The sequence below is a fragment of the Blochmannia endosymbiont of Camponotus quercicola genome (genome assembly GCF_059935335.1).
Genome location: NZ_CP011794.1, coordinates 183,737 through 205,972, shown reverse-complemented (window position 1 = coordinate 205,972; position 22,236 = coordinate 183,737). Strand labels below are relative to the sequence as shown.

At 28.7% G+C, this 22,236-nt stretch carries 11 protein-coding genes; 4 read left to right on the top strand and 7 right to left on the bottom strand.

The window, feature by feature from the left end:
- Positions 1-75: 75 nt before the first annotated feature.
- The 3 genes from pyrG to mrcB form a co-directional block, all read right to left on the bottom strand.
- Complete coding sequence (gene pyrG / locus CBquer539_RS00800; RefSeq protein ID WP_500836570.1) at positions 76-1,722, bottom strand: CTP synthase; 1,647 nt, start codon at positions 1,720-1,722, stop codon at positions 76-78.
- Positions 1,723-2,171: 449 nt separating this feature from the next.
- On the bottom strand, positions 2,172-2,522 hold the full coding sequence (gene erpA, locus CBquer539_RS00795) for an iron-sulfur cluster insertion protein ErpA (protein ID WP_500836569.1): 351 nt from the start codon (positions 2,520-2,522) through the stop codon (positions 2,172-2,174).
- 336 nt (positions 2,523-2,858) lie between these two features.
- Positions 2,859-5,129, bottom strand: a complete 2,271-nt coding sequence (gene mrcB / locus CBquer539_RS00790; protein ID WP_500836733.1) for a bifunctional glycosyl transferase/transpeptidase — start codon at positions 5,127-5,129, stop codon at positions 2,859-2,861.
- A 2,085-nt stretch (positions 5,130-7,214) separates the two neighbouring features.
- Between mrcB and aceE the strand changes: the two genes are divergently transcribed.
- The 3 genes from aceE (at position 7,215) to lpdA (ending at position 12,826) form a co-directional block, all read left to right on the top strand.
- Entirely contained in the window at positions 7,215-9,881 is a 2,667-nt protein-coding gene (gene aceE / locus CBquer539_RS00785) for a pyruvate dehydrogenase (acetyl-transferring), homodimeric type (protein WP_500836568.1), read from the top strand.
- A 12-nt stretch (positions 9,882-9,893) separates the two neighbouring features.
- Positions 9,894-11,192, top strand: coding sequence for a dihydrolipoyllysine-residue acetyltransferase (gene aceF / locus CBquer539_RS00780; protein WP_500836567.1), 1,299 nt, complete (start codon positions 9,894-9,896; stop codon positions 11,190-11,192).
- A gap of 209 nt (positions 11,193-11,401) precedes the next feature.
- Entirely contained in the window at positions 11,402-12,826 is a 1,425-nt protein-coding gene (gene lpdA, locus CBquer539_RS00775; RefSeq protein WP_500836732.1) for a dihydrolipoyl dehydrogenase, read from the top strand.
- Between the two features lie 2,189 nt (positions 12,827-15,015).
- Here the strand turns inward: lpdA and folK are convergent.
- Together folK and dksA are read right to left on the bottom strand one after the other, a co-directional pair.
- Positions 15,016-15,507 carry a 2-amino-4-hydroxy-6-hydroxymethyldihydropteridine diphosphokinase gene (folK, locus tag CBquer539_RS00770; protein ID WP_500836566.1) on the bottom strand — a complete coding sequence of 164 codons (492 nt, stop codon included), beginning with the start codon at positions 15,505-15,507 and terminating at the stop codon, positions 15,016-15,018.
- 240 nt (positions 15,508-15,747) lie between these two features.
- Positions 15,748-16,212 carry an RNA polymerase-binding protein DksA gene (gene dksA, locus CBquer539_RS00765; RefSeq protein WP_500836565.1) on the bottom strand — a complete coding sequence of 155 codons (465 nt, stop codon included), beginning with the start codon at positions 16,210-16,212 and terminating at the stop codon, positions 15,748-15,750.
- Positions 16,213-16,739: 527 nt separating this feature from the next.
- Here dksA and coaE point away from each other — a divergent pair.
- Complete coding sequence (gene coaE / locus CBquer539_RS00760) at positions 16,740-17,348, top strand: dephospho-CoA kinase (protein WP_500836564.1); 609 nt, start codon at positions 16,740-16,742, stop codon at positions 17,346-17,348.
- A gap of 440 nt (positions 17,349-17,788) precedes the next feature.
- On the opposite strand, the gene secA is transcribed toward coaE, so the two are convergent.
- Complete coding sequence (secA, locus tag CBquer539_RS00755; RefSeq protein WP_500836563.1) at positions 17,789-20,524, bottom strand: preprotein translocase subunit SecA; 2,736 nt, start codon at positions 20,522-20,524, stop codon at positions 17,789-17,791.
- 758 nt (positions 20,525-21,282) lie between these two features.
- Positions 21,283-22,176, bottom strand: coding sequence for a UDP-3-O-acyl-N-acetylglucosamine deacetylase (lpxC, locus tag CBquer539_RS00750; RefSeq protein WP_500836562.1), 894 nt, complete (start codon positions 22,174-22,176; stop codon positions 21,283-21,285).
- Positions 22,177-22,236 lie beyond the last annotated feature (60 nt).

Below are 22,236 nucleotides of genomic sequence, written 5' to 3'. Positions count from 1 at the left end.
CATTTCCTTTGTTAATTAATTTATATTTTTAATTACAAACTAAAAAATAATACCATAAACATTAACTCGTATATACTAAATTAATTTATTATGACGATGTTGATATTCTATTGCAGCTTTTATAAAACCTATGAATAAAGGATGACCATCACGAGGTGTAGAATTAAATTCAGGGTGAAACTGACTACCTATGAACCATGGATGCTTCGAGTACTCAATTACTTCTACTAAACGATTCTTTTCAGAAAAACCAACACAACTTAACCCCGCATGTTTTATGTTGTTTAACAACATATTGTTTACTTCGTAACGATGGCGATGACGTTCTAATATAGTACTTTTACCATACATTTGATGCGTTAGACTGTCTTTAATTAAATAACATGCTTGATTGCCCAAACGCATAGTCCCACCCAAGTTAATATTATTATTACGCATTATTGTAACACCATTTTCATCTCTACACTCAGTTATTAGAGCTACTACCGGATATTTACAATTAGCTACAAATTCTGTAGAATTAGCATCTGGCATTCCGGCGACATGACGAGCAAATTCGATCAGTGCTACTTGCATACCCAAACAGATCCCAAAATACGGTATATTATTTTCTCTGGCATATTGTGCGGACAAAATCTTTCCTTCCACTCCACGATAACCAAAGCCTCCAGGAACTAAGATAGCATTTAAACCCTTCAATGTTTTCTCTATCCCTAATTTTTCCACATCTTGGGAATTAATAAGACGAATATTAACGACAACACGATTTTTTATTCCAGCATGTTTTAATGCTTCTGTCACTGATTTGTAAGCATCCACCAATTCAATATATTTACCTACCACACCCACAGTTACTTCTCCTATCGGATGTTCTTGATAATAAATTACTTCCTCCCAATCCGATAGATTTGCCTCAGGACAATTTAAATTAAAACGTTTACAAATATAATCATCTAATCCTTGCGATTTGAGTAAAGCGGGTATCTTATAAATTGAATCTACATCTTGCAGAGAAACTATCGCTTGTTTAGGTACATTGCAAAATAAAGAAATTTTTTTTCGTTCATTATTGCTTATTACTCGATCAGATCTACAAATTAAAATATCAGGTTGAATGCCAATAGAAAGTAGCTCTTTTACTGAATGTTGTGTTGGCTTGGTTTTTAGCTCTCCAGATACTGCAATAAAAGGCACTAATGTCAAATGTATATATAAAGTTTGCTCTCTACTTACTTCGATCACCATTTGCCTAATAGCTTCTAAAAAAGGTAATGATTCAATATCGCCTACTGTTCCACCTATTTCCACTAACAAAACATCATAGCCTAAAGCACCTGCTATAAGCCATTTTTTTATGGTATCGGTAACGTGAGGAATAATCTGTATCGTAGCGCCCAAATAATCTCCCCGACGTTCTTTACGCAAAACGTCAGCATAAATTCTACCAGCAGTGAAATTATTTTGATGCCTCATTTTAGTACGAATAAAGCGCTCATAATGTCCTAGATCTAAATCGGTCTCCGCTCCATCTTCAGTGATAAACACCTCTCCATGTTGCACAGGACTAATGGTACCAGGATCTACATTGATATACGGATCTAATTTAATTATGGTGACACCTAAACCACGAGCCTCTAAAACTGCAGCTAAAGATGCTGTAGCAATACCTTTGCCTAAAGATGATACAACTCCACCAGTTACAAAAATATAATTAACTCTCACATATCAACCCAAATTATACATTTAATTTTTCATGATTTATTTTTTTTCTATGAATTATGGCGAATTATTTAGTAAATATTAATTATTACATATTTACCTATATTTTAAAACAACACTCAATTGTCCCTAGACATGCTTCAACCTTTAATCGTTAATCATGAATTTATTTAATTGCAAATACAACATCTCATATTACATTAATTGGTTATCTTAAAATAAATAACATTTCCTGATAATATATAATCATCTGATGTAATTGTTTTGCTAAAACAATTACATCAGATGATATGCAGTAATCACGTCAACAATTTTAATACCTGAAGTTTATACTATACAAAACAAGATGTATACACGACACAATCAATATCATGGATATTTAATAAACATAATTAAGGTAAACATACATGTTTATCTATTTTGGTGAACGTATTGTTATACATAACATATGTTTATATACTGAAAGAAGAGCCGCAACTGCAAGTATTCTTAGCGTTTGGATTTATTACAACAAATCGAGACCCTTCTAAACCTTCATAATAATCTACAATACCACCAAACAAATATTGCAAACTCATAGGATCTATCACTAAAGCAGCGCCATTATTTTCTATAATACAATCATCATCAGTAATTTTATCATCTAAAGTGAATCCATATTGAAACCCGCCGCAGCCTCCTCCTATAATATATACACGCAGTTTTAAATTTGAATTGTTTATTATTTTATTTTTAATAAAAAACCTTACTTTACTGGCTGCAAAATCAGTCAATTGTACAGGGAATTTTGCATCATTATTCATAATTCTTAACCTTTTACATCGTAAATAATACTATCATTAGTCTTGCTATAATTAATTGGATCAATTTAGATCTTGTATATTTGATTTGATAAAACAGTTTCTTGACTAAGCAAACTATTTCTACAATATACGCTTTATATAAACAATTTCCATGCTATATTAGAATAATATTTCAATATTGTATTGTTAATTGACAAAATAAAGACAGAATTAAAGTTACTTAAAGTATAATTATATATTGTTACGTAAACTCACCGTTACTTTAGAAAATAAACAATCAACAACGATTAATAAATAAACATTATTTATTCATTGATTTATATTATAAATATCCTGTTATTCTACGATATTCATCGATTTTTGATTGTATGAGATGATTTTTGATTGTGCGAGTGACTGCAGCAATACTTGCTCATCATTTACCCACATTGGCAATACCTGACAGCAAGTACTTTTACTATCATGTAATATACAATTACCACAATTATCCACAAGTACATTCTTAATACCACTAGGTGGTATTAAGTGTAGAGGAGTAGGTTTTTTATTATCTAAATAAAGAGTATATAAAGTTAATGCGCCATTAGTACCCGTTAATTTAGCCTCCCCATTATTATCACGTCCTATCCAAATCACAGTTACTTCTGTACCGTCAATCCCAACAAACCAACTATCTCTCAGATCATTAGTAGTTCCAGTTTTTGCGGCTAATTGAGAATAAGGAAATTTCAAAGATAAAACACAAGAAGTTCCTCGTGCTACTACTTGTTGCATTGCATATAATACTAAATAAGCTGCTTGAGGAAAAATAACACGCTCTGTCTTAGTAAAATGTCGATATAATACTGTATTTTCTTCATTCATAATACAACGAATAGATGATAAAGTAGAATATTGACCGCCGCTAGCAATAGTTTGAAATTTTTGCGCGACTTCTATAGGCGTCAAATTAATGGATCCTAAAAGGATAGATGGAAAAGAAGGAATAAAATCAGGCGAAATACCCAATTTTATTAAAACATCAGAAACAGTATCCAACCCTATTGTCATGCCCAAATTAACAGTAGGCACATTAAGAGACTTAGTAAAAGCATCGATAAGTGTCACCTTACCTCGAAATTTTCGATCATAATTTTTAGGAGACCAAATTACTCCATTTGGTTGTCTCAAATTAATAGGTTCATCAGCGATCCACGTATTAAGGTGGTATTTATTAGGATCACTCAAGGCTGCTAAATAAGTTGCTGGCTTTGCTAACGAACCAATAGAACGACGAGCATGCATAGCACGATTAAATCCATAAAAACGGGGCTCAGATCCGCCTACCATAGCCCGCACTTTTCCATTGAAGCGATCTAATATAACTATGGCACCTTCTAGATCTTTTACATTATAATAACGTCTGAGTCTATGGATTCCTAATTCCATCGCCTTTTCTGCTGCTTTTTGAGAAATAGGATCCAACGTAGTAAATATTTTTATTCCAGAAAAATCGTGAATTTGATCAATATTTTGTATTTCTTCATTCACCATTTGTATAAAAGCAGGCTGTAAAATCAATACCTCATCTTTTAATTGTGTTCCTAACGGGCGTGCACTAAGAATAGCGCATACTTTTTTGTCAATAATATTTCTATGTGCTAACAATTTGAGTATTAAATTTCGACGTTCCAGTGTTATCTGTGGATTTTTCCAAGGATTATATAAAGACGCCCCTTTTATCATTCCTACTAACATTGCTTGCTGATCTATACTCAGTTCATTTATTGGTCGACCAAAATAGTAAAAGCTAGCCAAAGGAAATCCACGGATCTGATCGTTTCCGTTTTGACCAAAATATATTTCATTCAAATATAATTCAAGAATGTGATCCTTGCTATATCGATAATCACAAATTAAAGCCATACAAACTTCGTTAAATTTCCGCCATAATGATCGTGTATTATTTAAAAATAAATTTTTTACTAATTGTTGTGTTAAAGTACTCCCACCTTGTATAGTACGCCCGGAAACTATATTAGCTAAAAAAGCGCGACCAATAGAAGATATTTGAATACCATCATGCTTATAAAAATCACGATCTTCAACAGCTAATAACATATCTATTAATATATCTGGAAAGCCCGATCTTGGTATGAATAATCTTTGTTGTCCATTGGGAGCATATAGAATAGATATGATTTTGGGATCCAATCGAAATAATCCTAAATTATTGTTTGTGTCTTGATTATAAATACGGAGTAACTTTTCTTGATTAAAAAAAAAGGATACATGTATTTCTCCCTCTTCTCCGCTTGGAAAATTAAAAGATCTACGCAACAACTCAATATTATTATTATGTACAACAAACTCTCCTGAATGAGTAATTTTAAATACTTGACGATACCGTAAAGCCTCTAATAAATTAATTATATCATTTTTATTATATGACGTATTAGGTTCTATATTAATCGTACGACTGTAAATAACAGTAGGTAACCTCCAAACTTTACCACCAATACGGCTTTGTATCGTTTTATCTAAAAATGCGCTATATACTACAATCAAAATTATAATAAATAAAAAAACGCATGTTACAGTATACGAAAAGCGTAATATTTGTTGCATAATGATAAAATGATATTGATGCGGCAATTGATCCATAAACATTATATTTTTAATATACGTTACGATGTTCAGGTAGGTTAACAATTAGTTTATGATGTTCTCTTTATATTGCATACAGTGACATAAACATAATGTCACATCAATTTATAATAATTTATATCTGTTTGAAATAAAAAACTACATTTTTTAAAATAGAGCAAACATTATTCTCAATTCTGAGTAATTAATCAAACATAAATAAGTTTAAAGCACATATATATTTCCTACAAACAAGCTATATCACTAATAGTTAATTTTTTTTTAAATAAATTGAACAAAATAGTGTCAATTGAATATTATTAAAATTTGTAAAACGTTTTAAATTCTAATCCATACCCATCGATATTGGTATATTCACAATTATAATCTACTAAGATATAACAACATTTATATCTTATATTTCTATAAATAAATATGTCTTTTATAAAAGACGACTAATTTTCTGTTAAATCAATTGCAAGCATACTGTTGCATTAATTACTAGGTTTGAGTTTATCCATCAGTTAAAAATTTTTTATAAATTTTTTTAATACAAACATAATCTGAAAAGATTTCTACGTCTAATAATATTTGATTAAAAATAGCAAATAATTTTTATATAACATTTTTTACATCTTATATATATGGATGGAATAAAATTTATACACAAACATTATAAATACACTAAAATAGCTACAATATATGTGTGAAGCAGCGATATGTGTATTAGTTAAACTGCTACGGCAACATTAAAGCTAAGGGTTTTAAACAAATTCATTATATTTAATTGCTTTAAATCTAATAAATTATTAAAAACTTATAAAATCACTATGGCAAATAGCAACACGGTATATATAGGTATATTTATTTTAGAAAAAAAATTAAATTTTTTTCTTGTATTAAAAAAATGGTTATTAACAATATTAGAAATGACTAAACTATGCATAAAATTACACAAAATATTAATATTAATAATTAAAAAATTCAGTATCTAAAATATAAAATTTTTTTATAATTATAACTGCATAAGAAAACAACATATTGATTCATCCAATATTTGCGTTAAACTAACATGAATACATTTTCACATATTTGTATATACATCAAATAATCTGTAATACCACAGTACATATTTCCACAAATATCAGAAATAATTCGTTTGATCTATAATAAATTTAAAACATTTGTAATTATATTTTAAATTCATCTGAACTTTTAAATGACTTTGCGTTTATATTAGTTTCGAGCTATAACTAACATTATGTAAAAAACTATCATACATAAATTTACATAGTTTTCATAAAGTATAATTATTATAATCTATTGTACATTTAATGATACATAATAGATAGAAATTGAACACTATTGCATCGACCTATTATGGCTGTAATACCACGTTAAAAAATAGATGATAGTATACATACAATAAATCTGAAAACCCCACCTAATTTATAATTATCAATATTTAAATTTTATCTATCATATTCGAATATGTAACCAAAACATTGATGTCACATATAAATTATATTACGATTAAGAAACAATACGACGTAAATAAACACATACTTTTAGTGTATCATGATTAAAACTCTAAAATACAATTCAATTGTGTGATGATATGTTATGAAATTATTTAATAAAAGCAACATTATTAATTTTATATATATGATATAACACATAAAAGTAAAACATTGGCATCTAAAATAAGTCTCTTATATATTTTATTGTAATCATTAAATCAAATAATATTTGATACAGAATTAGTACAAAAAAGTTAAGAAATAATATTTTTAAATATTATATTTTAAATTATTCACTTCACTATTTTTACTCTTAAAGAGAAGATCATAGAAGTCATAGAGATATCATACATTCATTAAATTACTAAATGTTGTTTTTCTGTAGCAAATATTTTTGATTTTTAAAACGATGAACCAATACACTTTTAAAATTATTTTATTCGTATAAATACAAACGCGCGTTAATATTTTATACGATACAAATATTAACATTTATAAAATCAACATATACATACATATATTTTAAATAAATTAAGGAAACGCTGCAATGTTAGAACATTTATCTAATGATGTAGATCCAATAGAAACAGAAGATTGGTTGCAATCCATCTCTTCGGTTATTCAAAGAGAAGGAGTTGAAAGAGCCAAATTTTTAATAAATCAAATCATACATGAAGCTCGTAGTAATGGAGTTATAATTGCTAACAATGGAACAACAAATGACTATGTAAATACTATTCCAGTTAAAGATGAACCAGAATATCCCGGAAATCTAGAAATAGAAGAACACATATGCGCAGTTGTTCGTTGGAATGCTATTATGATAGTATTACATGCATCAAAAAAAAACCTGGATTTAGGAGGACATATTGCTTCATTCCAATCTGCAGCTACATTGTATGAAGTATGTTTTAATCATTTTTTTCGCGCACGTAATAAACATGATGGAGGTGATTTAATATATTTTCAAGGACATATTTCACCTGGTATATATGCCCGTGCTTTTCTTGAAGGACGATTGCATGAAAATCAAATAAATAATTTTCGTCAAGAAATAAAAAATTTGGGACTTCCCTCATATCCTCATCCAAAATTAATGCCAGAATTTTGGCAGTTTCCTACAGTTTCTATGGGTCTTACTTCAATTAGCGCAATTTACCAAGCGAAATTTTTAAAATACTTAAAAAACAGAGATTTAAAAGACACCACTTTGCAAACAGTGTACGCTTTTTTAGGAGACGGAGAGATGGATGAACCTGAATCTAAAGGGGCGTTGAATATTGCTGCTAGAGAAAAATTAGATAATTTAATTTTTATTGTGAATTGTAATTTACAGCGATTAGACGGTCCAGTAGTAGGAAATGGAAAAATTATTAATGACTTAGAAAATATATTTAAAGGATCAGGTTGGGAAGTAATTAAAGTTATTTGGGGAAGCAAATGGGATGCATTGTTACACAAGGATACTAGTGGTAAACTAATTCAACTTATGAATGAAACTGTTGATGGAGATTATCAAACATTTAAATCTAAAAATGGTGCTTATATACGTAAACACTTTTTTGGTAAATATCCAGAAACTAGCACGTTAGTAAATGACATGAGTGACTCTGAAATTTGGGAGTTGGATCGCGGTGGACATGACCCTAAAAAAATATTTGCTGCTTTAGAAAAAGCTAAGAATAGTTTTGGAAAACCTGTTGTAATATTAGCGCATACTGTAAAAGGGTATGGAATGGGTTCTAGCGCAGAAGGAATGAATATTGCACATCAAATAAAAAACATTAATATAAAAGAGATACGTTATTTTAGAGATAGATTTAACTTAAATCTTATCAAAAATGATCAAATTGAATCTTTACCCTATTTAACGTTTAAAAAAGATTCTAAGGAACACATATACTTACATGCACGACGCAAAACATTGTTTGGATACGTTCCAAGTAGGTTGCAACATTCCACTAATTCGCTAGAACTACCAACATTAGAACATTTTTATCCATTACTCATACAACAAAATAAAGATATCTCTACTACTCTTGCGTTTGTACGCGTATTAAATATACTATTAAAACATGTACCCATCAAAAATAGACTAGTACCCATAATTGCTGATGAAGCCCGAACTTTTGGGATGGAGGGATTGTTTCGTCAAATCGGTATTTATAGTCCCATGGGACAACAATACACTCCTCAAGATCATGATTTACTTGCATATTATCGTGAAGATAAACAAGGTCAAATTTTACAAGAAGGTATAAATGAATTAGGGGCAGCGGCATCGTGGTTAGCAGCTGCTACTTCATATAGTACTAATGACTTACCTATGGTACCATTTTATATTTATTACTCAATATTTGGTTTTCAAAGAATCGGAGATTTTTTTTGGGCCGCTGCTGATCAACACGCTCGTGGATTTTTAATCGGAGGGACATCTGGTCGCACTACTTTAAATGGTGAAGGATTACAACATGCTGATGGACACAGTCACATTCAGTCATTAACAATCCCTAATTGCATTTCTTATGATCCAGCATATGCATATGAAATCGCTGTTATCATACAAGACGGTCTAATGCGAATGTATGGAAGCAATCCAGAAAATATATATTATTACATCACTACATTAAACGAAAAATATCATATGCCAGCTATGCCAACAGGGGTCGAAGAAGGTATCCGAAAAGGAATTTATAAATTAGAATCTTTATCTGGAAAAAATGGGAAAGTTCAATTAATGGGATCTGGCGCTATTTTGCGTCTTGTTCGTGAAGCGGCACGAATCCTGTCTCAAGAGTATAATGTAAGTTCTGATGTATACAGTGTTACGTCTTTTACTGAATTAGCACGAGACGGACAAGATTGCGAACGTTGGAACATGTTGCATCCTATGGACATACCTAGAATACCGTATATTACTACTATATTAAGTGATTTTCCCACTATAGCTGCTACTGATTATATGAAATTATTTGCAGAACAAATTCGATGTTTTGTCCCAGGTAATCATTTTTTTGTTTTAGGTACAGATGGATTTGGTCGTTCCGACAGTCGAGAAAATTTGAGATATCATTTTGAGATAAACACAGGTTATGTGGTGACTGCTGCGTTAGCCCAATTAGTAAAAAAAGGCCATATTCGTACTGATGTTGTCCTGAACGCCATTAAAATATTCAACATTGATCCTGATAAAATTAATCCACGCCTAATATAAGAGAATAACATCATGACAATCGAAATTAATGTGCCAAATATTGGTGAGGATGAATTAGAAGTTACAGAAGTAATAGTAAAAATTGGAGAATATATTAATACTAATCAGTCACTTATTATAATTGAAGGTGATAAATCATCTATGGAGATACCAGCTCCTTGTTCTGGTATCGTTACTAAAATTCATGTTCACATTGGAGATAAAGTACATACAGGATCTTTGATTTTACTACTTGATACACAAAATCATACTAATACTCCTGCTCTTAATGAGCAAAACGATATTAAATCTTCCTCTCATGCTCATGTATTAACAAACAATGATACAACAAAAAAAGTGATACGTAGCGATATACATCACAGTAATCATCCCAAACTCGATCTCACAACACATCATGCTACACCATTAGTGCGTCATATGGCTCGTGCATTCGGAATAGATTTATCAAAAGTAAAAGGTAGCGGTCGTAAAGGACGTATTCTAAAAGAAGACATTCAAAATTATATAAACAATCTTTCAATATATCATACAACTCATATGTCATCTATTCAATCTCATCAACTACTACCTATCTTATCTTGGCCGAAAATAAATTTCAGTAAATTTGGGGATATTAAAACTGTGATGTTAAGCAAAATACAAAAAATCTCTGGTTCAAATTTACAGAGAAATTGGATAATGCTTCCCCATGTAACACAATTTGATGAAGCTGATATTACCGATTTAGAGAATTTTAGAAAACAGCAAAATATTGATATTAAAAGTAAAAAAATAAATTGTAAGATTACGCTTTTAGTTTTTGTTATGAAAGCAGTTGCAAAAGCATTAGAAGAATTACCACGATTTAATAGTTCCCTGTCCCAAGATGGTCAAACACTAGTTTTAAAAAAATATATTAATATTGGTATAGCAGTAGATACTCCTAAAGGTTTATTAGTACCTGTCTTGAACGATGTGAATAAAAAAGGTATTATTTTATTATCGCAAGAATTAGCAGAGCTTTCAAAGAAAGCACGTTCTGGAAATCAATTGACTCCTTCTAATATGCAAGGAGGAAGTTTTACTATATCCAATTTAGGAGGTATAGGAGGTACAGCTTTTACCCCAATTGTTAACGTCCCGGAAGTAGCTATTTTAGGCATATCTAAATCTTTTATAAAACCAGTTTGGAACGGAAAAGAATTTATGCCACGTTTAATGTTGCCTTTATCATTATCATATGATCATCGTGTTATTGATGGAGCCGATGGAGCTCGATTCATGACACTTATTACTCAAATAATTTCCGACACACGACTATTATCTATGTAAATTCAATTAATTATATAAGAAATAAGTTTTAAAAAATTTACGTTTTTAAAATTGTTTTCAGTCCTAATATCATAAAGATAGTATCACCTAAATCATAGGTGCATATGCATTATTCGGTATAAATTGTGTATAATACAGAAATACATATCCGATTAAATTGGATATAATAAATAACAATTTCGATTAAAAATATGAGAGGCACCATATATATTATGCATATGCAAATAAAAACTCAAGTTCTTGTTTTAGGCGCAGGACCTGGAGGTTATTCTGCAGCTTTTCGCTGCGCTGATTTAGGAATGGATACTACAATAGTAGAACGTTATCCTGCTTTAGGTGGAGTATGTCTTAACGTTGGTTGCATTCCTTCGAAAACACTGTTACATATTGCCAAACTAATTGAAACACAAAAGAAATTAGATAAGTATGGTATTCTTTTGGAAGCAACACACATTGATATTAATAAAACACGCTCTTGGAAAGATAAAATTATCACTCAACTATCAAATAATTTGAGCGCTATGGCAAGAACACGGAAAGTTAAAGTAATCGATGGAGTTGGAAAATTCCTTAATAGTCATACTATTCAAGTTGAAAATAATCAAATGACCTTAGAAATAGCATTTAATTACGCTATTATAGCGGCCGGATCGCATGCTGTATCTTTACCATGTATTCCTAATGATCCACGTATTTGGAATTCAACCGATGCTCTATCTTTACAATCCGTACCTAAACATTTGCTAATTATAGGCTCCGGAGCTATAGGATTAGAGATGGCAACAATATATCATGCTTTCGGCTCAGAAATTGATATAGTAGAAATGTGTAATCAAATTATGCCAATTTTAGATGAAGATATTATTAATTTTTTTACTAAAATAATTAGTAGAAATGTTAATTTAATTTTGAACACTAAAGTTAATGCAGTAGAAGCTAAAAAAGATGGTATTTATGTAACTATGGAAAATAAACAAACTGCATTACAAAACACTCGACGTTATGATGCATTATTGGTAGCAATTGGACGCGCTCCAAATGGTAATATGTTGAATATCGAACATACAGAAATAAATGTAGACAAACATGGTTTTATTCCTGTAGATCAGCAAATGCGTACTAATATACCACACATTTTTGCCATCGGAGATATCATAGGATATCCAATGTTAGCCCATAAAAGTATTCATGAAGGACATGTGGCCGCAGAAGTTATTTCTGGTAAAAAACGTTGTTTTGATCCAACAATAATTCCATCCATTATATATACTGATCCAGAAATAGCGTGGGTTGGATATACTGAAAAAGATGCCCAAGAAAAAAATATAGATTACGAAGTTACAACCTTCCCTTGGATGGCTTCAGGTCGAGCAATTACTGAAGATTGTAAAGAAGGTATAACCAAATTAATTTTTGATAAAAAAACAAACAGAATTATCGGGGGTTCAATTTTAGGTACACATGCTAGCGAAATATTAGGAGAAATTGCATTGGCTATTGAAATGGGGTGTGATGTAGAAGATATCACTCTGACTATTCATGCTCATCCAACCCTATATGAATCAATAGCATTAGCAGCATCTATTTATAATGGATCAATTACTGATTTGCCTAATATAAAAAAACAAACATAATAAATTTCATATGATTCTTAAAATTTTAAATAAATTAACTTAAAGATAGTACCATATCAGTATATAGCCTGCATAAATTACAAGGTGTAGATATGCTAATTTTTAATTAGTATATATAAGTATAAATAAATATAACTATTTATTTATTTGTAAAATTCAAAATATAAATATTTTCCAAAATATGTACATATAATTATAATTTAAAGGACATCAGCAAGATGCTGTTACACATTTCGAACAAAATATTTCCTAATTTACTAAAATATACATAAACAAATGATACATATGATTAAATTAATGTAAAAATCCTACTATCAATAAAAAACATAAGTATTAATAATTAATGTAAAATCATTTCATATGATTGAACATTAGTTGCAGTATAGTAATATGTATTGAGTTTGTGTTCTAACATTAATCATTGGGAAATGATTAATGTTATGTCGTTTAAGTAATTAGTATTAAAAAATTTTTTAACATTTTTACTGTTTAGATTATTTAATTAAATATATAAAAATAAATACTTATTTCTATAATATTATTAATAATAACCGTAATGACGATAGCATATACCGTTATAAATCGATCTAAAGTAATATTATAATATTACAAATAAAACCAAAATTTACAATAAATAGAAATAATGATCACACTACTTACATCTATTACATTACAAAAAAATAAGTTAAAAGATTAAATAAATCTAGATTTTTATTGATTTTTTAATGATCTAGCCCACTCAAAATAATTCTATATTTCAAATAAATACATATGAATGTTGACTATTTTGATTTTTTACCGAACATAAAAGAATACATCACTATCGTTGTAACTTGAAGATATAATATTATTTATTCTTCAATTTCAAATAGAATACTTTTGAAGATACTGTGTATGAACTAGCTTCCACTCTTCTCTTATATTTATGACAACGTCCTGTTCTGCGGACATTTCTTCCAATATAAAACGAAATAAACGATATTACTAATACATTCTCTTGCAGTCTCAATGCACTATACTATAGTAATAAATAACTAATACACGCGTATTCATACCAAATAAAAAATCTACTAACAATAGACTATAAAAATTAATCTAACCGTTCATTATTGAACTCATTTCCTTTTCATTATAATAATTAAAATGCTAGCTCTTTATGAAAATTAAAAAATTAAACTTTTCTCAATTGAGATTTTAAAACATATAAAATTATGAAATATCACAATAAACAAGCACTCCAAATTCAAATATATGAAAATAATTTTCAACTCAATAATAATATTCTTAAATAATCCCATCAAATAGTTTTAACATTTAATAAATAATATGAAATTTATGAAAATAAATTACTTTCTGTTAATTACTAATACTAATATATCTCAATATAACTATTATATACCAACAAATAAATCAGCTGTGACAGCTATCAACAAATGATCAAAAAACTGCATACGTTTAGAATAATAAACATAAATTGATTTCAAATGAAATCACAAATTATCTTGCACATCAAATAATATTGATAGCATATGTTATTTTATTATCAATAAATTGATCTGATAGCAATGTGCACGATATTATACATATGATATATAGCTAAATACTGAAATTATTTTCACAATTTTAAATATTTTTACTAATTATATTCTATAATAATCAACTAATGAATTATCAAAATATACATTTTTATTAAACGAACAAATGCTTTAAATAACAGAAAGAAAATATTACAATATATTATTACATATAACACTTATGTATAAAAACCCAAATTATTTGTTATATATTGAATCCAACATATACCGTACTATACATACTATAGTTATTTTATTTAAATATTAATTATTGATTTTTTTTACCAATTAATTCAAGAACTATAGCATCAAGTTTTTATTAAAGCTAAAATAATTTCTATAAATTACAACGATTCCTAAATACTATTAATAGTAACAACATATTTGTAATACAGATTTACATTACGATAATAAAACAATCACAATAGAAAACTTATTATAATTAAATTTTCAATAATTATATGAACATACTTATAGCATTAAATATAAACATGATTGATGTCATCAATCATGTTTGCTTCATTAAATATATACCATCTAATTTGTTTTTTAGAATAAAACACAACTCATACAACATGATATATAGCCATAACTAACATATATTTTAGTTGTTGTTTATTCCCTCCAAAAATCTAAACCATTCTTAGGCACAGTCTTAACAATATCTGTTATAATTTTGCCATTAGGAAAAATTATATGATTATCTAATTCAATCAATGGGTAGATTACAAATTCTCGATTAAGTATGCCATGATGTGGTATTGTTAATTCAGAAGTATATGCAATATACTTTCCAAATAATAAAATGTCTAAATCTAATGTACGTGATTGCCATACAGGAGAATTATGTACTCGTATACGTCCTTGTTTCTGCTCAATGTATTGCGTACGACTTAACAATGCTTTTGGAGATAAATTAGTATCTAATATTATTATTGCGTTCAGAAAATCAGGCTGTTTTTTCTGCCCTAATGGCCGACTACGATAATAAGAGGAGACAGCCATTAACTTAGTCATTGGAAGCTTAGAAAGAGAGTGTATGGCACGATCTATTTGTTTCTTTGGGTTTAACATATTACTACCAAGTCCTATCCAAACTCGTTCCATTATTATACATCCCAACCGATTATCAAGTTGTCAATCCTTTTATTTTTGTGAAAGTTTAAATAATCATCAAAATTAGTAAAATTAATAAACATTTATATAAAAATTTTTAATATAAAACATAATTAATAAAATTGAATCAATTTCCATAGCAAAAAACTACATGCAAAATATTAAAAATTATACTTCATACACATATGCTATGTGTATGAAGTATCGAAAATTAATTGTTACTGTAGCAATCTATCCGGTCATTTGTTTTTCTTTAATTTCTTCTAAAGTTTTACAATCAATGCATAAATCAGCTGTTGGGCGAGCTTCTAATCTGCGAATACCGATTTCTACATCACATGCAGCACAAAATCCAAACTCATTCGTATCTATTTTTTTTAAGGTTTTTTCAATTTTTTTAATAAGTTTGTGTTCTCTATCACGATTACGTAATTTTATATTAAATTCTTCCTCCTGAACCGCTCTATCTACTGGATCTGGAAAATTAACAGACGTTTGATCTTGCGCGCATAATGTGGAATATCCTAAATCGCTTTTAAGCTGATTTCTCCATGCTTCAAGAATACGTTTAAAATGTAAAAGTTGATCATAGCTCATATATTCTTCATTAGGTCTGCGTTGATATGGTGTTACTCCAGCAATTATTAATACATTCAAAGAAGAATGCTTACGACTACTCGATGACTTTGTTGACATATATTTATTCCTGTGTGTATATATTCAATTAACTCATATCAATGCTTTATTAAATATAACTGTTTATATATAGAATCTGCTAATGTCATAAACACATAGTGAATATAATTTTTTAAAATAATTATTTTATGTAAATAAATATAATAAGATATATACATAACTACTCTTTATCAATTATATATTGCCTATGTAATAATAATGCTTGCATTGTTTATAATAAAAGACTATAAACGACTTTTCATATCATTATAATGTTTTTAATAAAGCATTATGCTAATTATAAAAAATCTTTTACTATTTCGACAATATCATCAATTTTATTGATGTCTGACATGTTCGAATCTTGCGAATAATGTTATTAAAATATTTATGAAACACTATAATATCTTCACTATAAAATAGTGGTGCCATTATACATAGTTTAACAAATATTATTCCAAAAAATTTCTATTAGTTTTGTAGTACTTAAGAAAACACATTTTTATAAAAGCATTTTATTTAATTAATTAATAATAAAAAATAAAATTATGTCTTATATTGTTGCGCTCACCGGTGGTATTTGTTCCGGAAAAAGTGTTGTGGCTAAAAAATTTTCTAATTTATCAGGGGGGGTATCTGTAATAGATTCTGATATGATTTCTAGAAAAGTCACACAACCTGGAAGCATTGCTTTATCTATGATAACCAAATACTTCGGACGCCGTATATTATTTCCTAATGGCTCATTAAATAGATCTATGTTAAAAAAAATTATTTTTTTTAATTCTAAAGATAAGGAATGGCTTGAAAAACTATTACATCCGCTTATTAGAAAAGAAACACAAAAAACAATAAATATATTATCTAATAGATCATCTTACATTTTATGGGTTGTTCCATTATTAATGGAACATAACTTACAAAAATACGCAGATCATATATTAGTTATAGATGTACATGTTGACATCCAGTTAGCTCGAATTATTAATAGAGATAAGATAAGCAAACAATACGCTGGAAATATTTTATTCTCGCAGGTATCTCGTCAATATAGATGCAGCTTTGCCGATAATATTATTGAAAATAACAAAAGTCTTGATAAAATTACACAATGCATTTATGAGTTACATCAATATTATCTCAATATAAAAAATTAATAGTTATTAACAATACTATTTTAAGCAAATAAAAAAAACCTTGAAAGACTATACTTCTCTATTTTCACAACACGTAAATTAATTTTTTTAATAATAATAATAATAAGACAGAAATGTATATAAATTACTTTTATACATCACTATTCATTCTGCATTCCATACAACCTATGATCATACATAATCATTAAATAACAAAAACTAATATTAAACATGCTAATACTAAATTTTTATCATGAACTACAATAAAAAATTATTAGTATTCAACAATATTAGTTTATCTAATTTTATTTAAATAAACTAAATATAAAACAAGAATTTTTTATTTAAATTTACATTTATAACATTCATCACTTCAAAGCTACAATCAAAGATAATACTTAAAAAATACCGTCAATCATATTATTAGTAGTAGTATACCAACTAAAACAATATCAATATTATTATACATCATGATACTGATATGTAATTTTACCATGACATTCTTTAAATTTCTTATTAGATCCACAAGGACAAGAACCGTTGCGACCCACTACTTTATTTTGAGTTAATTTATGTTTGCGCAAACAATAATTTACCGATAACAATTTAGCATTGATTGCTTGTATATTCATAGACTGTCTATCACAACACTCATTAGTTTCGTCTAGACCAGATTTTTTTTTGTTAAATAACTCTACTGCCAATCTGCTAATTTCGCTTATTACTTCATATTTTAAATGCTCTAACATTTTAGTAAACATAGCAAATGATTCTCTTTTATATTCTTGCTTAGGATCTTTTTGCGCATATCCTCTTAAATGAATGCCTTGGCGTAAATAGTCCATTGATGCTAAATGTTCTTTCCATAGCAAATCAAATGTTCTCAACATAATTCCTTTTTCAAAAGAACGTACTATATTTATTCCAATTATTTTCCGAATATGTTCATATTGCTGTACCATATTTTCCAATACACGCTGACGTAATCTTTCTTTTTCTTCATATAACCTAGGATCTACCTCTATCCATTCTACAATAGGTAACGTTAAACAAAAATCATTTTTTAAACATTCTTCTAATTTTATTAGATCCCTTTTATCTTCTATAATATTTAAAGGAATATAAATATTCAACAATTTATCAACAACATCACAACGAATATTACTGATAACATCACCGATATCTGACATATTTAATAATTTATCGCGTTGTTCATAAATAACACGACGCTGATCGTTAGCTACATCATCATATTCTAATAATTGCTTTCTAATATCAAAATTACGATTTTCTACTTTTTTTTGAGCATGAGCGATAGCTTTAGTAATCCACGGATGTTCAATTGATTCCCCTGATTTCATACCTAATTTCTTCATCATGCTTATCAAGCTATTAGAAGCAAAAATACGTATTAATGAATCTTCCATTGACAAATAAAATCTAGATGAACCTATATCTCCTTGTCGTCCAGATCGTCCACGAAGTTGATTATCAATACGGCGAGACTCATGCCGTTCAGTACCAATGACATGTAATCCACCAGATTTTAATACTGCATCGTGGCGCTTTTTCCAATGTGATTTAATTTTTAAAATTTTACACGTACTTGATTTATGCACCGAAGTAATTTCCGTACGCCAATTGCCTCCTAGCATAATATCAGTTCCACGACCGGCCATATTTGTAGCAATGGTTACTGCACCAGGATATCCTGCTTGCGCTATAATATCTGCTTCTGCGGCATGAAATTTAGCATTTAAAACTTTATGAACAATCCCAATCTGACTTAAAGCGCGAGAAATAATTTCAGACTTATCAATCGATATAGTTCCAACTAATACTGGTTGATTCCGATGAACACAATCTTTAATATCATTAATGATAGCATTAATTTTTTCATGTTCCGTCATATAAATTACATCCGGGAAATCATTACGAATCATAGGGCGATTAGTCGGTATAACGATAGTATCTAATTTATAGATAGATTGAAATTCAAATGCTTCAGTATTAGCTGTACCTGTCATACCAGATAGTTTTTCATATAAACGAAAGTAATTTTGAAATGTAATTGAAGCTAATGTTTGATTTTCATTTTGAATCGTTACATGTTCTTTAGCTTCTATTGCTTGATGTAATCCATCTGACCATCGACGTCCAGGCATAACACGTCCTGTATGTTCATCAATGATAAGTATTTCACCATTTTTAACGAGATAATCCACATCACATGAAAATAAAATATGCGCACGAAATGCTGCATTAACATGATGCATCAATATAATATTGTCTGATGAATATAATGATTCACCTTGACTCATAATTCCAGATTTAATCAATAATTGTTCTATTAATACCAATCCATTCTCAGTGAGTATAACTTGTCTAGATTTTTCATCGACTGTGAAATATTCTTCTTGTAAATCATGTATATTTTTTGTATTTTCTTGAATTATACTAGAAACTAATTCGTTGATCTTTAAATATAATAAAGAGGTGTCATCTGATGACCCAGAAATAACTAATGGAGTACGAGCTTCATCGATCAAAATAGAATCTACTTCATCTACCAACGCGTAATATAACCCTCGTTGTACCCGGTCTTCTGGAGCAAAAACCATATTATCTCTCAAATAATCAAAACCATATTCATTGTTTGTTCCATAAGTAATATCTGCTGCATACGCAGCACGTTTCATAGATGCTGATAGCCCCGGTAAATTAATTCCAACAGTTAATCCTAAAAATTCAAACAACGGTCTATTATTTACTGCATCTCTATTCGCTAAATAATTATTGACTGTAACGATATGCACGCCTTGCCCGATTAATGCGTTCAAATAAGCAGGTAAAGTAGCAGCTAAAGTTTTTCCCTCTCCGGTCTTCATTTCTGCAATACAACGATTGTTAAGAACTATTCCCCCCAATAATTGAGCATCAAAAAGACGTATATTCAATATTCTCTTGATAGCTTCTCGTACTACAGCAAACGCTTGTGGTAATAGCTCCTCAAGATTTGCGCCTGATTCAATAAATACACGAAACTCATTAGTTTTAGAAGAAAGTTGACTATCATTTAATTTTTCTATATCTTTTTCCATATGATTTATAATATCCACCACTTTTTTCATACGATTCAATGCTCGCTCATTTCTATTTTTAAAAACTTTAGTAAACAATTTAAATGGTGTTATCATGACAATTTATATCTCATTACAATGACAGCGCATTATTAGAATAACAAACACAAATAATCATATATTTTATTTGTAATATATGATATTATAAATACATATATCAAACAACATTAATAATAATCATTAAAATAATATTAATTACAATTTAGTGAAATAGATGTTAATATATTGAAATAAAAAATATAGTATTACGTTGTATTATAAACCATGTTTATATCTGTCTTCAATATATCGTTTAATATGTCATTATTGTTAATTATTAATTAGAACATATATAATGTTCTAATCTGAAATACCTTAAACAAATTAAAAATTTTTTACAGTAATTGCTAACTAAATACAAAAATTATCATGTATCGTATACAATCATGAAGATATATGTATATATGAGAGTATATCTTAATTTGACAATACCAGAATTTCTATAAGTATGAATAAAAGAATAAAATATTAAAGATATTAATTTTATGATTGCTATAAGCCTAACAATATATAAATATGATATAATAGATATTTATTTATCCCCTTATTAACCTTATAAGATATAATCCATTATTATAAGTATATCCAAACAATTTTAAATTTTTTATTCAAATGAACTTATAGATAAAATCTACAAATTAACATTTAGTTATACATAGATTTGTTTTAAGAAAAATGCAATTAATGATGACTTATTATAAATAACTGTAAGAAAATCATATACTAAACTTTATTATGGTATTTACTGAATTCTATATTCGAATATATGATAGACCTTAAAATACTAAAGGAAAATCAGCTACATTAGAAAAAGTAGCAATTTCCCATGCTTCTTGGCATGATAAAACGGTTTTTAATAACTTATTATTTAAAGTATGTCCAGACTTGAAAGCAATAAAAGCACCGATAAGGTTATGTCCACACATAAATAAATCCCCAATAGCATCGAGCATTTTATGGCGAACAAATTCATCATCAAAACGCAAACCATCTTTATTAAGTACACGATAATCATCAATTACTATAGCAGAATTAAAGCTTCCTCCCAAAGCAAATCCACGAGATTGTAAATCCCTTATATCACGCATAAAACCAAAAGTACGTGCACGACTGATATTCTGAACAAAAGATGCTGAGGAAAAATTAAAAAAACAATGTTGGGTATTAACATTAATAGCTGGATGATTAAAATCAATAGTAAAATCAACCGTAAAACCGTTAAATGGTCTTAATTCAGCCCATTTTTCTCCATCTTCAACACGTACAGTTTGTTTTAATCGAAGAAATTTTTTTGCGCTATTAAGTTCTTCTATACCAGCATCTAATAACAAACATACAAAAGGACTAGCGCTACCATCCATAATTGGAACCTCAGGAGCATTAAGTTCTATAATAATATTATCGATACCCAATCCTGCTTGAGCAGCACTTAAGTGTTCAACAGTAAAAATCTGAACACCATATTCATTCATCAAACATGTACATAATACAGTGCTGCCCACCGACTTAACATTAACTTGAAAATCTACAGGAGGATGTAAGTCAGTACGACGATAAATGATCCCAGTATTTGCTGAAGTAGGGTGCAGTGTTAATGTAACTTCTTTACCAGTATGTAAACCTATACCAGTAGTTTGCACAACGCGTTTTAGTGTTCGTTGTTTTATCATTATATCATATAACTATTAACTAGCATATTATTTTATTTTATTAATAAATCACTAAATACA

Coding starts and splice junctions, on each gene's coding strand:
- erpA (WP_500836569.1), bottom strand. CDS start 2,522: ATGAATAATGATGCAAAATTCCCTGTACAATTGACTGATTTTGCAGCC.
- mrcB (WP_500836733.1), bottom strand. CDS start 5,129: ATGCAACAAATATTACGCTTTTCGTATACTGTAACATGCGTTTTTTTA.
- aceE (WP_500836568.1), top strand. CDS start 7,215: ATGTTAGAACATTTATCTAATGATGTAGATCCAATAGAAACAGAAGAT.
- aceF (WP_500836567.1), top strand. CDS start 9,894: ATGACAATCGAAATTAATGTGCCAAATATTGGTGAGGATGAATTAGAA.
- folK (WP_500836566.1), bottom strand. CDS start 15,507: ATGGAACGAGTTTGGATAGGACTTGGTAGTAATATGTTAAACCCAAAG.
- dksA (WP_500836565.1), bottom strand. CDS start 16,212: ATGTCAACAAAGTCATCGAGTAGTCGTAAGCATTCTTCTTTGAATGTA.
- coaE (WP_500836564.1), top strand. CDS start 16,740: ATGTCTTATATTGTTGCGCTCACCGGTGGTATTTGTTCCGGAAAAAGT.
- secA (WP_500836563.1), bottom strand. CDS start 20,524: ATGATAACACCATTTAAATTGTTTACTAAAGTTTTTAAAAATAGAAAT.
- lpxC (WP_500836562.1), bottom strand. CDS start 22,176: ATGATAAAACAACGAACACTAAAACGCGTTGTGCAAACTACTGGTATA.